10 protein-coding genes are annotated in these 15,029 nt (G+C 29.0%); 7 read left to right on the forward strand and 3 right to left on the reverse strand.

What is annotated here, in order from left to right:
• Positions 1 to 59: 59 nt before the first annotated feature.
• A complete protein-coding gene (gene asnB, locus Q6H37_RS14255; protein ID WP_318742690.1) occupies positions 60 to 1,901 on the reverse strand; it encodes an asparagine synthase (glutamine-hydrolyzing) in 1,842 nt (613 codons plus the stop codon).
• A 172-nt stretch (positions 1,902 to 2,073) separates the two neighbouring features.
• Positions 2,074 to 3,810, reverse strand: coding sequence for a DUF4153 domain-containing protein (locus Q6H37_RS14260; RefSeq protein ID WP_318742692.1), 1,737 nt, complete (start codon positions 3,808 to 3,810; stop codon positions 2,074 to 2,076).
• Between the two features lie 347 nt (positions 3,811 to 4,157).
• Between Q6H37_RS14260 and Q6H37_RS14265 the strand changes: the two genes are divergently transcribed.
• Complete coding sequence (locus Q6H37_RS14265; RefSeq protein WP_318742694.1) at positions 4,158 to 5,870, forward strand: methyl-accepting chemotaxis protein; 1,713 nt, start codon at positions 4,158 to 4,160, stop codon at positions 5,868 to 5,870.
• 54 nt (positions 5,871 to 5,924) lie between these two features.
• Here Q6H37_RS14265 and Q6H37_RS14270 read toward each other — a convergent pair whose 3' ends face one another.
• Positions 5,925 to 6,617 (reverse strand): membrane protein, encoded by a 693-nt coding sequence (locus Q6H37_RS14270; protein ID WP_318742696.1) that lies wholly within the window; start codon positions 6,615 to 6,617, stop codon positions 5,925 to 5,927.
• A gap of 241 nt (positions 6,618 to 6,858) precedes the next feature.
• On the opposite strand from Q6H37_RS14270, the gene pepF reads away from it, so the two are divergent.
• From pepF to Q6H37_RS14300, 6 genes are all read left to right on the forward strand, one after another.
• Positions 6,859 to 8,646, forward strand: a complete 1,788-nt coding sequence (gene pepF / locus Q6H37_RS14275; RefSeq protein WP_318742697.1) for an oligoendopeptidase F — start codon at positions 6,859 to 6,861, stop codon at positions 8,644 to 8,646.
• Between the two features lie 34 nt (positions 8,647 to 8,680).
• Complete coding sequence (locus Q6H37_RS14280) at positions 8,681 to 9,460, forward strand: serine hydrolase (RefSeq protein WP_318742699.1); 780 nt, start codon at positions 8,681 to 8,683, stop codon at positions 9,458 to 9,460.
• 20 nt (positions 9,461 to 9,480) lie between these two features.
• Positions 9,481 to 10,581, forward strand: a complete 1,101-nt coding sequence (locus tag Q6H37_RS14285) for a dipeptide epimerase (RefSeq protein WP_318742701.1) — start codon at positions 9,481 to 9,483, stop codon at positions 10,579 to 10,581.
• 19 nt (positions 10,582 to 10,600) lie between these two features.
• Positions 10,601 to 12,625 (forward strand): sigma-54 interaction domain-containing protein, encoded by a 2,025-nt coding sequence (locus Q6H37_RS14290; protein WP_318742703.1) that lies wholly within the window; start codon positions 10,601 to 10,603, stop codon positions 12,623 to 12,625.
• A 309-nt stretch (positions 12,626 to 12,934) separates the two neighbouring features.
• Positions 12,935 to 13,666: a gamma-glutamyl-gamma-aminobutyrate hydrolase family protein gene (locus Q6H37_RS14295; protein ID WP_318742705.1), complete on the forward strand. Its 732-nt coding sequence runs from the start codon at positions 12,935 to 12,937 to the stop codon at positions 13,664 to 13,666.
• Positions 13,667 to 13,668: 2 nt separating this feature from the next.
• Positions 13,669 to 14,961 (forward strand): APC family permease, encoded by a 1,293-nt coding sequence (locus Q6H37_RS14300; RefSeq protein WP_318742706.1) that lies wholly within the window; start codon positions 13,669 to 13,671, stop codon positions 14,959 to 14,961.
• The last annotated feature ends 68 nt before the right edge of the window (positions 14,962 to 15,029 follow it).

A 15,029-nucleotide genomic window follows, 5' to 3' on the forward strand; every position in this document is an offset into this window, starting at 1 on the left:
TATGATAGCACAGTTTTTTATATGCCTATCTTGCAGGGTACAGTTTAATATTTTAGTAATTATAGGTCTAATCTAATTTTATATTCTTTAAGCCAGGTGTTGATTTGTATTAAATAAGCTAATAACTGAGGACCTCTCATAAGCTGTCCAAACCAAGGAGCTTTAAAGGATGCACCGCCAGTTTCTATTAAAGTTGATACTGCCTCTTTGTCTATTAAAGGAATAATTGGAGAAGATTTATCCTTTAATATATCAGCCATCCATTGCTGAACTATTTTAGTATACATAGGATTATGAGTTTTTGGATAAGGACTCTTTTTTCTATAGATTATATCATCTGGTAAGATTCCCTTTAAGGCTTTTCTTAAAATACCTTTTTCCCGATCTTTATAGAATTTTATATGAGATGGTATATTGAATGCATATTCTACTAATCTATAGTCAGCAAAGGGAACTCTTACCTCTAAGCTATTTGACATGCTCATTCTATCTTTTCTGTTTAAAAGTGTAATCATAAACCATTTAATGTTTAAATAGAATAATTCACGCATACGACGATCTAGTTTTGATTCTCCATCTAAATAAGGAACTTCCTTTAAAGAATTTTTATATTGACAATCTAAATAGCCTTCTAAGTCTAATGATTTTAAATCTTCGGATAATATCTCTTTTCTAGCACCTACAGACTTTGACCAAGGAAACGTATTGGCACTAATGTCTTCAGGTCTTCTGAACCAAGGATATCCACCAAAAATTTCATCTGCACATTCACCAGATATTGCTACTGTAGCATGTTTTCTTATTTCTTTACAGAAGAGATATAGAGAAGAATCGATGTCAGCCATTCCAGGCAAATCATAAGCTCTTACAGAATCTACTAAAGCTGAAGCTAAATCTTCGCTGCTATTGACTACAACGTGATGATTACTCTTTATATATTTTGAAGTTCTTTGTGCCCATACTTTATCAGAAGTTGGTTCAAATTCGTTAGCTTCAAAATATAAGTCGTTATCTTCATAATCTATAGCATAAGTGTTTAATGTATTACCTTGCTTTTGAAATTCTTTTGAAGCTATGGCAGATATGGCACTTGAATCCAAACCACCTGAAAGAAAAGTACAAACAGGTACATCAGCTACTAATTGACGTGTTATGGCATCAACTAAAAGACTTCTTAAATGATAAGCTGTAGCTTCTTCATCTTCTTTATGCTCAAAACAGTGTAGTTTCCAGTATTCTTCAAGCTTTAGACCATATTTATTATACATTAAACAGTAAGCTGGTGGAACTTCCTGTATATCTTTGAAAACTCCGCTGCCTAAAGCTCGAGCTGGTCCTAGTGCAAAAACTTCTGTTAAACCTTCTCTAGTTAGTATAGGTTCTACCATTGGGTGGGCAAGAAGAGTTTTAATTTCAGAACCAAATATTAGAGAATTATCTTTTAAAGTATAAAATAAAGGTTTAACACCTAAAGGATCTCTTGCAAGAAAAATACTTTCATTAGTTTCGTCTAATACGGCAAATGCAAATATACCATTTATCTTTTTTACACAATCCGCACCCCAGTGAATATAGGAAACCAATAACACTTCCGTATCAGAATAAGAATCGAACTTGTATCCTTCATTTAAAAGAATTTTTCTAAGATCCTCAGTATTGTAAAGTTCACCATTATATATGATTACATATCTATTACCATTTATGATTTTAGTCATTGGTTGAGCGCCACCACTAGGATCCACCACCACAAGTCTTCTATGACCTAGTAGGGTATTTGTAGATATATAATAACCTTCATCATCTGGTCCTCTTTTTTTTAACGTACGAGTCATATTTTTAATAATTTCCGTTTTTTCTGAAATATTTTTTTGAAAGTTTACCCAGCCTGCAATTCCGCACATTTCGTTTTCCTCCTAAATAATAAATTATAAAACTGTATGATTATAATTTATGAATTTACAATATCATGTGTTACAAAATCCAATATAATGTAAATGGTATAAACAAAAGAAAAAAATCTGTTAATGAGGTATCATCAACAGATTTAAATGTATAGAAAAAATATTATAAATTTTATTTAATTTTAACAAGTATATAAAAATTAATTTCTTTGGCATTAATTTCTCTATTTGAATCATTTTTGCTACCAGATATATTCAAAAATATAAATTTAACTTTAACTTTTTCATTTTCTTCAGTTAATGTCATTTCATCAGGTGATAATGTATTTTCATTTGAAAGCATGCCATATTTATCAATGAGATTTTTTGCAAAAGAACTTAAATTTTTAGAGTAAATTTCATTGCCTTTATAAATTATCTTTGCAACAGAGGTTTCATAGTTATAAGAAGCACTTAAAGGTGAAATAGAAGTGCTTTTGCCATTTTCCAGACTCCTCATATCAAAAAGATAATCATATCCAGTTATATCAATGGATTTTTCTGATTGGTTGCTTATAAAATTAAAGTATCCTATATAGGAACCATAATTTTGAGGTACAAAAGAAAATCCAAATAAATTGTTCATATCTTCTAATTTAAAACCTTTAGGAATATATTTAACTTCTTCAAGGATATGATTTTTATTAAAATAATCAAGTATACTGCTAATTTCAGATTTATCTTCCTTAGAAATATCAGGAGAACTTTGAATCTTTCCATTTTTGATCATATTATCTTTTAGAAGAATTTTTTCAAGTCTATTATTTTGGCTGATTTTTGAAATAGAGTAACTACTAAAAGGTCCAAATACTGAAATTAAAGCTACTATGGAAAGAGTAAAAGGAATTAATATGTTTCTAATTTTTTTAATAAATGATAAATACAACATTATAAAAAATAACCAAATACCTAATATAAGGACAAAATATCTTTTTTCTGTTACTCCATAGGCATTTAGGCGTATAGATATGGAAATAAACATCATTACAATAAGAGGTAAAATTATTTTAGGAAAGATTTTAAAAAAATTATTTTGCCAGGAACTATGATTTTTTATAGGAGTAATAAAAAATAAAACTATTGTAACAATAACTGAATACCACAAAACCAAATGTGAAACTAAGCCAACAGGCCATTGTTTTGTTATTATTATTTTACCAAAGTATATATATAATATTATTGTATATACAGTTAAAAGAGGCATTACAATATATAAAAGCAATATTTTTAAAAGCTTTGGATAAGATTTCACGGATATTTCTTCCTGTTTAAATGGTATTCCTGAAAGAAAGTATAATAGTGAAAATACAAATACTACAAATAACCATGTGTAATAATAAATTTTTCCTAAGATTTTTATACCAAGCAATTTATCCATTGTAAATAAAATTGCAGAAAGTCCTAAGTATAATACAATTGAATAGATTATGGTGATAAAAAATCCCGTAAATATGGTTATGACATACATTTCAAATTGTTCTTTTTTTAAAAAATAGGGGATGAATAGAAAAGCTAAATATAATGCAATGCTTACACCAATATATCTTGTAACAGGAACCATATCTATAGTTTTTAAAAATAAAAAATAATAAGCAATTAAAAATAAAACTCCGCATAAGTAAGCTAAAGCGAGCTTAAACATGCTTTTTTCATTTGTTTTTTCAAAGAAAAGTTTTATGCAAAGTGAAATGGGGATTCCTAGTGCCAATGACATAGCAACTCTAGCTAGGGTATTTTCTTTAGGAGTAGTTTCAGATATTATTATAAGTGTTAAGAAAACAGAAAATGAGAACATTATTGTTAAAGGAAATCTCTTAAGACTTAAATACAGACCAGCTAAGATATTTTTAACATATTCCATAAATTTCATAATATCATCTCCTTGCTATCATAATTTTAATTAACTATTATTTTATATTATACCTGATATTAATAGAATTAATATATTAATTACTGTACAAAATTCCAATGTATTTGTGCTATTTAATAAATGCATTGGAATTTTTGTAATTAAATATAGTGTTTATATATAAGTTTACTTAAAAGTTTTTTCATGATTTGTGATAATGATATTATGCTAAAAAATATTTGTGCAATTGACCTATTAGGAGCGTTTGATAAATAATTATGTGTATGATAAAATCTGAGCTAAAGTTAACTTAAAAGGAATTAATTTGTATTTATTTTCCGAATTATACTAAGGGGGATATAGTTATTATGAATTTATTAAAAAATGTAAAAGTAAAAGTAAAAGTAATTTTAGCCTTTGTAATAATAAACCTGCTTATAATAGCAATAGGTTTTAGCAGTTCCAAAGATTTATCAATTGTGGGAACAAATTCTGATAATATGTATAATAATAGTTTACAAAGTGTTTATATGCTTACTGATATAAAGCAAAATTTAACCAGAGTTGAATATGATTTAATGAGACTAATTTATGTGAAAGATGCTTCAGAAAAAGCTAGTTTAAAAAAAGAATTGCAATTAGAAGTAGATGAAAATAATGGATATATATCAAAATATGAAAAACTTTCCATGAATAAATCGGAAAAACAAAATTGGCCTAAATTTAAAAGCGATTTAGACCAGTGGAGAACTTCAAGAGCTGGTGTGGTTAAATATATAGATGAAAATAAATTTCAGGAAGCTTCAAATGAGCTTGAAAAATTGAATCCTATTGGTAAAGATTTGTTTAAAAATTTGGATACAGTTATAAATTCCAATCTGAAGGATGCAAATGAAGCTAATACAAATAACCATTCAATATTTATTGCAGCCAATAGAAATATTATTATATTTACATTGATTGGATTAGGCCTAGCTGTAATACTTGGATTTATTATGTCAAAGGATATAAATAGTGCCTTATCAAAGATGATGAATCTATCAGAAAGTTTGGCTGAATATGACTTATCTAATGAATTTAAACAAACTAGAAATGATGAATTTGGGAAAGCTTTTGGATTACTTCTCAAGGCTCAAAATAATATTAAAGAACTAGTAACTACAATTATGAATAATACTGAGGATATTAGTAATTCTAGTGAAAAGCTCTCAGTTACAGTTGAAGAAATAACCTCAAAATTTGAAAATATTAATAATGCAACAAAACGTATAGCAAATGGTGTGCAGGAAACAAGTGCATCTTCAGAGGAAGTCAGTGCTTCTATAGAAGAAGTTAATTCCAATATTAATGAGTTATCTGCTAAAGCAGTGGAAGGAAGTAACAATGCAAGTGAATTTAAAGATAGAGCTTCTGATATAAGAAAAAAGGGCAGTGCATCTATAGAAGAAACAAACAGATTATATGAACAGAAGGAAGAAAGGATACTTAATGCCATAGAAGCAGGTAAAGTAGTAGAAAATATAAGATTAATGGCAGATACTATTGGCAGTATAGCAGAGCAGACAAACTTACTTGCTTTAAATGCAGCTATAGAAGCAGCACGAGCAGGAGAAAATGGAAAGGGTTTTGCAGTAGTTGCTGAAGAAGTAAGAACTCTTGCAGAACAATCAGCTGAGTCGGTAGTAGGTATTCAAGATACCATTTTAAAAGTTCAAGAAGCATTTAAAAATCTTTCTGGAAATAGTAGTGAAATTTTAAAATTTATAAATGAAGATGTAAATGTTCAACTTAAAGCTTTTGGGGAAATGGGTAACCGATATTATAACGATTCGGACTTTGTTAGCAAAATGTCAGAAGAAATAGCATCTATGACAGAAGAAATTAATGTTACTGTAGGTCAAGTAAGTTATGCAGTAAATAGCATGGCTGTAAATGCACAAGAATCTTCTGAAAATATAGTTGCTATAGAAAATAGTATTAGTGAAGCTGCTGAAGGTATTAATAAAGTAGAAAAAACAGCTCAGGGACAAGCTGAACTTGCTAAGAAGCTTAATAGTATGGTACAGAAATTTAAAATATGATAATTTAATAGAATTAGGATAATATTTAAGTTTTATCCTAATTCTAAATTGAATTTAAGTTAAATTTTTATTGGTAGTAAAAAATTTATACATTTTAATCAAATCCATATGATTGGTAGTCTTGGAATCATATTTTCCAATTTTAAAGGCAGTGTCTACAGAAAATCCTACTAGGAATGCCATAACTAATGTTCCAACACCTACAGGCCCACCTAAAAAGTATCCTATAATAAGCACGGATATTTCAATAAATCCTCTTATTACCCAAATTGGTTTGTTTAACTTTTTTACCAGTCCTTCCATTAAGCCATCTCTTGGACCAGCTCCAAGCTCAACTCTTAAGTAGAAAAATGATCCAAAGCCTGTAAGGACTATTGCAAACAAAAGCATAAAAAATCTTTCTGGAATACTATTTGGAGTCCTTATAATTCCTAATTTATCAATGAAATCAATAAATATACCTATAAAGTACATATTAAAAATGCTTCCTATACCAGGAACTATACCTAGAAAGCATGAAATGAATATTATAATAAGTCCAACAATTTGAGAAATTTCACCAAGAGTAAGGTGAGTATTGTAAACAATTCCCATATGCAGTACGTCCCAAGGTGCTACTCCTAGATTTGAATATACTGTTTCTAATGTAGCTATAGAAAAAAGTATAAATCCTAAAAATAAAGAAGGCATTTTTAAAAGTAATTGTATCCATTTATTATGACTTTTAACTTTAAAATTAAATTTCATTTTAAATTAAACTCCTTTTTATCATATTAACTAAAATTTATTAATATTTTTATTATACTCTAAGAAATTGTATATGTTAATTGTTCTTTTTTATATTTAAGTTGATGTAAACCATTATAAAGTGAATAAGGTAATAATATGGAGTAAAAAGCTTGTTAATGCTATAATTAAAGTAAAAAATGGGAAAACTAATTGAGAAATTTCCTAAGTACTAAATTATAGAAAAGGAGCAGAATTTTATATGGCACAGATAAAAAAAAGAGATGAAATATCACAACAAGATAAATGGAAGGTAGAGAAAATATATGAAAATGTGGAAAGCTGGGAAAAGGATTTTGAAAAGTTAAAATCCATGGCACCAAAATTAAGTGAATACGCTGGTAAATTATTAAAGGGTGAGAAGCTTTTAGAATATTTTAAGTTGGATGAAGAAGTTTCAAGATTGGCAGGAAAACTAGCTATCTTTGCCCATATGAAAAGTGATGAAGATACTGCTAATCCTACTTTTCAAGTTTTAAGAGATAAAATATATGCATATAGTGCTGAAATACAAAGCATGGAAGCTTTTTTTATTCCTGAAATATTGAGTTTAAAAGAAGGAACAATAGATAAATTTATAGAAGATATTCCAGAACTAAATATGTATAAATTTTTATTAGAAGAAATTTTGAAAGAGAAGCCTCATGTTTTAAGTGTAGAACAAGAAGAACTTATAGCTTCTGTATCGGATTGTTTGAATGCTCCAGAGAAAGTTTACAGCATGCTGTCTAATGCAGATATGACTTTCCCAAAAATAAAAGATGAAAAGGGTGAAAGTGTTGAACTTACTGATGTAAACTATTCAAGTTTTATAAGGTCTAAAAATAGAACAGTTAGAGAAGAAGCATTTAAAGCTTTATTTAACACTTATAAGAAATATAAAAATACTTTAGCTACATCACTTACTTCAAATATAAAAAATTTTGTATTTATATCAAAGACTAGAAAGTATAAGAGTTCTATGGAATGTTCATTAAAGCCTAATGATATTTCTATAGAGGTTTACAATAATACTGTTGATACTATAAATAATAATTTAAAATCATTATATAGATATGTAAGTATTAAAAAGAAGCTGTTAGGACTTGATGAAATGCATATGTACGATTTATATGTTCCTTTGATAGATACTGTGCAGGAACATATAGAATATGATGAAGCAGTTAAAACAGTAAAGGAAGGATTAAAGCCCTTAGGAAAAGAATACTTGGATATATTTGATGAAGGAATAAAGGATGGCTGGGTAGATATATATCCAAACAAAGGTAAGAGAGGAGGAGCTTATTCTACAGGGGATTATGATACTATGCCTTATGTGCTTTTAAATTATGATTATAAGCTTACGGATGTTTTTACTTTAGCACATGAAATGGGTCATTCTATACACTCTTATTATTCAAGAAAAAATCAACCTTATATATATTCAGATTATTCTCTTTTCTGTGCAGAAGTAGCTTCAACTACCAATGAAAGCTTATTAATGCATTATTTAATTGATAATGAAAAGGATGAAAGAAGAAAACTTTACCTTATAAATCAAGAATTAGAGCAAATTAGGACTACTGTATTTAGGCAGGTCATGTTTGCTGAGTTTGAAAAAATTACCCATGAAAGTATAGAAAATGGAACTCCGCTTACAGGAGAAGATTTGTGTAAAATTTGGAGAAATTTAAATGAAAGATATTTTGGACCTGATATGATTGTGGATGAAGAAATAGATATGGAATGGTCAAGAATCCCACATTTTTACTCTGACTTTTACGTGTATCAGTATGCTACAGGTTATGCAGCAGCACATTCTTTTGCCAATGCAATATTGAAAAATGGAGAATCTGCTGTGGAAGCTTATAAGGGATTTTTAAAGAGCGGATCTAGTGATTATCCAATAAATGTACTCAAAAAAGCAGGGGTGGATATGACTGCACCTAAGCCTTTAGAGGATACTATAAAGAGATTTGATGAATTACTTGATATGTTAGAAACTGTGTAGGGTAAAAAACTTATATTGTAGGGATGGGGATTTTATGTTAGAAGAATTATTGAAAAATGGTTTAAAAAATTCAGAAGCTAAATATAGTCTGGCAGTAAAAAATTTAAGAAGTAAAGACACTTGTTATATAAACACTCATCAAGTGGTACCTTCTGCCTCTATTATAAAACTTTTTATAATGGCAGAAGCTTTTAACGAGAAGAAGATGGGAAAGTTAAATTTGGATGACATAATAAAAATAGATAATGATAAAAAAGTGCCTTTTAGTATAGTATCTCTTCTAAATTCAGTAGAACAATACAGCATTAAAGATTTAATTACTCTTATGATAATTCAAAGTGACAATACTGCAACTAATGTGCTTATAGATTTTTTAGGCATAGATAATATAAACAATTTTATAAAGGAAAGAGGATTTAAAAATACTGTATTAGGTAGAAAGATGATGGATTTTGAAGGTGTTAAATGTGGAAAAGATAATTATACTTCTGCTCATGATGTATTTTCATTCTTGGAAAAGCTATATAATCACAATTTAGTAGGAGAAGAAGAAGATAAGCTTATGATAGATATTTTGAATCATCAGCTTGATTTTTCTATGATGAGAATGGACATGTTAGATGATTTAAAAATTGCTCATAAAACTGGAGATTTAAATTGTTTAAAGCATGATGTAGGTATAGTCTACAGTGAAAAAGTAGGAGATTATATTTTTGTAATGTTTACTTATGAAGCACAAAGTGATGGATATGCTAGAAAATTAATATGTAAAACTTCAAAGCAAATATATGATTATTTTCAAAAAAACAATTAAGAAAGTGAGAAAAATTAATTATGAAAATTAAAGATATACAAATAGGAAGAATATCAGTTCCATTAAAAACACCTTTTAAGACAGCACTTAGAACCGTGAATAGTGTAGAAGATGTAATAGTAAAAATAGTAACGGATAGTGGAAGCGTAGGCTATGGAGAAGCACCACCTACGGGAGTAATAACAGGTGATACAACAGGAGCTATAATAGGAGCAATAGAAGATCATATAAAGAAGCTGCTTATAGGAAAGAATATAGAAAATTTTGAAGATATTATGATTACTTTAAATAACTGCATGGTAAAAAATACTAGTGCTAAGGCAGCAGTTGATATAGCTTTATATGATTTATATGGCCAACGATATAACGCGCCTTTGTACAAGCTTCTTGGAGGATACAGAAAAGAAATAGAAACAGATATAACTATAAGTGTAAATAGTCCTGAAGAAATGGCTGAGGACAGTTTAAAAGCAGTAAAAAGAGGATATGATACTTTAAAAATAAAAGTTGGGGTAGATTCTTCAATGGATATAAAAAGAATGAAGGCTATAAGAGAAGCAGTAGGGTATGATGTTAGAATAAGAATAGATGCCAATCAAGGATGGAAGCCTAAAGAAGCTGTTTACACTTTGAGAAAAATGGAGGATTCAGGGCTTCAAATAGAATTTGTAGAGCAGCCTGTAAAAGCTCATGATATTGAAGGGTTAAAATTTGTTACAGATAATGTGTCCATACCTGTAATGGCAGATGAAAGCGTATTTTCTCCAGAGGATGCTTTAAAGATAATGCAAATGAGGGCAGCAGACTTAGTGAACATAAAGCTTATGAAAACAGGAGGAATATATAATGCTTTAAAAATTTGTTCAATGGCAGAAATCTATGGAGTATCATGCATGATAGGATGTATGCTGGAAGCTAACGTAAGCGTTACTGCAGCAGTTCACTTGGCAGCTGCTAAAAGTATCATAACTAAAATAGATTTAGATGGACCAGTACTTTGTAGTGAAGATCCTGTAGAGGGTGGAGCTATATTTAATGAAAGAAAAATTACATTGAGTAATGAATGTGGCCTTGGAATAAAGAATGTCAATGGAATTAAGTGGATAAATAATCATATTTAAAATTATAAGGAGAAATTTCATGAAAACCATTGGTATTGTAACAAATAACAAATCATCTGTAGCAAGTTTTATAAGGAAAAATTTGGAAGATATATTTAAAAGTACTATAATAATAAATAATTATTATATAAGTGATTTGAAGGATGATTATATTATAAAAGATGATGTAGTTTTGTTTATGACAAAAGAAAAGAGTTTTCAATGCGAAAAAAATGTTTTGAATAAAGAAAATATAATAGTAATAGAAAGAACATTAAAAGGCAGTGAAATTTATAAGATATTTACCCTTCCCAAGAATACAAAAGTGTTGGTAGTAAATGATGATAGAGAAACTACGATGGAAATGGCATCTTCACTTCACCATATAGGTGTAAATGATTTAGAACTTATTCCTTATGAAGAGGATAAAAATTATGAAGATATAAAAATAGCCATAACTCCAGATGAAGAAGAACATGTACCAGATTGTATAAATACTATAATCAATGTAGGCAATAGACATATAGACATGTCTACTTTTTTAAAAATAATGAATAAGCTTAATATAGAAGATAAAAATGTAAGTGAAAGGCTTATAAAATATTCAGATAACTTAATAAACTTAAATGCAGGAATAAAGGATAGTTATAAGGAACTATTTGTAAAAAAAGAAGAGCTGGATATGGTATTAAATATATCTAAAGAGGGAGTATTGCTTATAAATAATGAAGAAACTATTATATTCTGCAATAATGCTTTTAAAAATATTTTTGATATATATGAAGATATAAAAGGCAAAAAAATGACTTCAGTTTTAGATACAAATATTACAGAAGCATTTAGATGTGAAAATTTAAAGGATGAAATTTTAGAATTTAAAGATAAAAAGATAAATGCTAATAAACAAGTAGTACAATCATTGTCGGAAAATATAGGATTTTGTTTTAATTTGCAGGAAGTTACATATATTAAACAGTTAGAGCAAAATTTAAGCAAAAAGCTTAGAAATAAAGGTTTAGTGGCTAAGTACAATTTTGATTATATAAAAACTTGTTCTATTAGTATGAAGGAATGTATTAATTTAGCTAGAAAAATTGCATCTTCAGACCTTACAGTATTGATTATTGGAGAAAGCGGTACTGGAAAAGAATTATTAGCTCAGTCAATACATAATGCATCGCCGAGAGCTAAACAGCCTTTTGTAGCTATAAATTGTGCTGCACTTCCAGAAAACCTTTTGGAAAGTGAATTTTTTGGATATGAAGGTGGATCTTTTACAGGAGCTTTAAAGGAAGGAAAAATAGGCTTATTTGAACAAGCTAATAATGGTACTATTTTTTTAGATGAAATAGGAGATATGCCCCTGTCGCTTCAAGCTAGAATACTTAGAGTTCTTCAAGAAAGACAAGTTATGAGAATAGGCTCTCAAAGTGTTATAGATATAAATGTTAGGGTAATATCTGCTACCAATAGAAAGCTTATGGAAATGGTTGACCATGGTAAGTTTAGAGAAGATTTGTTTTATAGGCTTAATGTACTTCCGATAAATATACCTCCTCTTAGAGAAAGAAAAGATGATATTATAAGTACAATGGAAGATTTTATAACAAGAAAGGAACTTAAGATTTCTGATGAAGTAAAAAATGTTCTTCTAAACTATAGATGGCCTGGTAATGTTAGGGAGCTTCAAAATGTATCAGCATATATAGAACTTATGAGTGATAGCACAGTGAATTTGGAGAATTTACCTTTTTATATTTTAAATAAGAATATGGATTTTGAAAGGGAATTCCAAATGATAAATAGTAAATGTAACTTAAATAGTGCTGTTCAAATTATCAAAATAGTAGAGGAAAAGAATCATTTAAATGAGGGAGTTGGAAGAAAAAATATTGAAGCTATTTTAAAAGAAAGATACATATCGGTTACAGAAGCTGAAGTAAGGAGAATATTAACTATACTAAATGGATTAAATTTGATAACTTCTAGTGTAGGAAGAAAAGGCAGTGAAATAACAGTAAAAGGGAAAAAATTTATTGAATGGGTAAAAAACAGGATAGATTAATATCCTATTTAACCTAAAAAGAGAAGTAAAATTAAGTTTTACTTCCTTTTTTTATATTAAATACATTTTATTTTTCAGTCAAAAAAGATTTTTAAATAAAAATATTGAAGTGTTTTTTGTGATTGATAATTAAGAAAATTTTGCTTTGAATCAAAATTTACGCTTGAATATACAATGGTTTCAACTATAATTTGTTAGTTTGTTAAAAATATTTTCTATACATTTATTGTAAAATAGAAGTTTAATTACGTTTTTTAGGCATAAAAATTGCTATACAATATAGCATAAGAAATTTAGGGGGATGACATTATGAGAAAACCACTTATAGGGATAGTAGGAAATTTATTAATCGATCAAGGAGGAATGTTTCCTGGATATGAAAGAGCTTATGTAAATAACGATTATGTACAATCAGTTGCAAAAGCAGGAGGATCACCTGTAATATTACCATTAATTTCAGATTATGAAGGAGTAAAAACACAAATAGAAGCTGTGGATTCCATAATAATATCTGGAGGATATGATGTTAATCCATTAATTTATGGTGATGAGCCTTCACAAAAACAGGGATTTCTTTGTCCTGAGCGTGATGAATACGATCTTATGGTTATTAAAGCAGCTATGGAGCTAAATAAACCTATATTAGGTATTTGCAGAGGATTACAAATTTTAAATGCAGCTTTAGGTGGGACCATTTATCAAGATTTATCTCAAATAGGAGGCTGCTATATTAAACATGTACAGGAATCCAGACCAGAAGTGGCTGGACATAGTGTAGAAGTTGTAAATGGAACAAAGTTATATGATATTTTAGGAGAAAAAGTAACAACAAATAGCTTTCACCATCAAGCAGTAAGGGATTTAGCACCAGGCTTTAAAGTAGCAGCTAGAGCAAAAGATGGAGTTATAGAGGCCATAGAAAAAGAAGAAGGCTTTGTTATAGGTATCCAGTGGCACCCAGAAATGATGGCTAGAAAAGACAATGAAATAATGCTTGGTTTATTTAAAAAGTTGGTAGAAATATCAAATAAGGGGGATTAAAAATGGGAAATAGTAAAAAATTAGGGCTATGGAGTATAATACTTCTTGGTATCAATGGTGTAATAGGTACAGGTATATTTTTACTTCCAGGAAAAGCAATGAAACTTATGGGTCCGGGAAGTATTTGGGTGTATTTTTTTGACATGGCGTTAGTTATGGCTATGGCATTGTGTTTTGCAGAAGTTGCAGGCTTATTTAATAAAAATGGAGGACCATATATTTATGCTAAAGAAGCTTTTGGTGAATTTGTAGGATTTGAAGTAGGAATTATGAAATTGGTAGTAGGTATGATAGCTTGGGCTACTTTTGCAGTGGGATTTACTACCGCACTATCTAATATTTGGCCAGCAGCATCTAATCCTTTAATTAAAAATTCAATACAAATAGGTATAATTTTAGTTTTATCAATTATAAATATTTTAGGAGTCGATTTTGCAAAAAATTTAAATAATATAATGACTATAGCAAAACTTGTACCACTAGTGTTATTTATAGCAGTAGGTATTTTCTTCATAAAAGGAGGAAACTTTGTACCTATGTTTCCAAATAAAGTAACATCATCAAGTTTTGGTGCTACGGCAATATTAATATTCTTTGCTTTTACTGGTTTTGAAGCTATAGCAGTAGCAGCTGAGGATATGGAAAATCCTAAAAAGAACTTACCTATAGCAATTATGATAACTATGTTTTTGGTATCAATAATATATATACTAATTCAAGCAGTATCTATAGGAACATTAGGTGCAAAGCTTGCAGCAAGCAGCACTCCAGTAGCACAATCAGCAGCTACATTTTTAGGAGGTTTTGGAGGACTTTTAGTTACAGTTGGTACTTTAGTATCCATAGGTGGTATAAATATAGCAGAATCTTTTATACTTCCAAGATCAGCTGTGGCTTTAGCTGAAGATGGACTTTTACCTAGAATTATAGCTAAAAAAAATAAAGCAGGTACTCCTTATATAGCAAGTATAGTAACTGCAGTTTTAACTATTCCTATTGTGATGACAGGAAGTTTTACACAACTTGCAGCAATAAGTGCAATTTCAAGATTTACTCAATACATACCAACTTGTCTTGCTGTTATAATTTTTAGAAAAAGAGGAATGAAATCTACTTTTAAAGTACCTTTTGGACCAGTTCTTCCTATATTATCTGTAGGTATTAGTTTTTGGCTTTTAACTCAAGCAACTAAAGTTCAGATTATATGGGGACTTGGAGCAATGGTAATAGGAATTCCATTATACTTTATCATGAAGAGTAGTGATAAGAAAATTGATAAATCAAGTAATTGTTAGTTTAATGCAAAACTATCAATGTTGAACTTAATAAAAATAATGCGAAGCAAAACTTCGCATTATTTTTC

It is taken from the genome of Clostridium sp. JS66 (genome assembly GCF_033561535.1).
Taxonomy (GTDB): domain Bacteria; phylum Bacillota; class Clostridia; order Clostridiales; family Clostridiaceae; genus Clostridium_AM; species Clostridium_AM carboxidivorans.

What these genes read in the sequence shown, in the direction of transcription:
- Q6H37_RS14285 (WP_318742701.1), top strand. Translation starts at nt 9,481, where the DNA reads ATGAAAATTAAAGATATACAAATAGGAAGAATATCAGTTCCATTAAAA.
- Q6H37_RS14300 (WP_318742706.1), top strand. Translation starts at nt 13,669, where the DNA reads ATGGGAAATAGTAAAAAATTAGGGCTATGGAGTATAATACTTCTTGGT.
- pepF (WP_318742697.1), top strand. Translation starts at nt 6,859, where the DNA reads ATGGCACAGATAAAAAAAAGAGATGAAATATCACAACAAGATAAATGG.
- Q6H37_RS14290 (WP_318742703.1), top strand. Translation starts at nt 10,601, where the DNA reads ATGAAAACCATTGGTATTGTAACAAATAACAAATCATCTGTAGCAAGT.
- asnB (WP_318742690.1), bottom strand. Translation starts at nt 1,901, where the DNA reads ATGTGCGGAATTGCAGGCTGGGTAAACTTTCAAAAAAATATTTCAGAA.
- Q6H37_RS14295 (WP_318742705.1), top strand. Translation starts at nt 12,935, where the DNA reads ATGAGAAAACCACTTATAGGGATAGTAGGAAATTTATTAATCGATCAA.
- Q6H37_RS14265 (WP_318742694.1), top strand. Translation starts at nt 4,158, where the DNA reads ATGAATTTATTAAAAAATGTAAAAGTAAAAGTAAAAGTAATTTTAGCC.
- Q6H37_RS14260 (WP_318742692.1), bottom strand. Translation starts at nt 3,810, where the DNA reads ATGAAATTTATGGAATATGTTAAAAATATCTTAGCTGGTCTGTATTTA.
- Q6H37_RS14270 (WP_318742696.1), bottom strand. Translation starts at nt 6,617, where the DNA reads ATGAAATTTAATTTTAAAGTTAAAAGTCATAATAAATGGATACAATTA.
- Q6H37_RS14280 (WP_318742699.1), top strand. Translation starts at nt 8,681, where the DNA reads ATGTTAGAAGAATTATTGAAAAATGGTTTAAAAAATTCAGAAGCTAAA.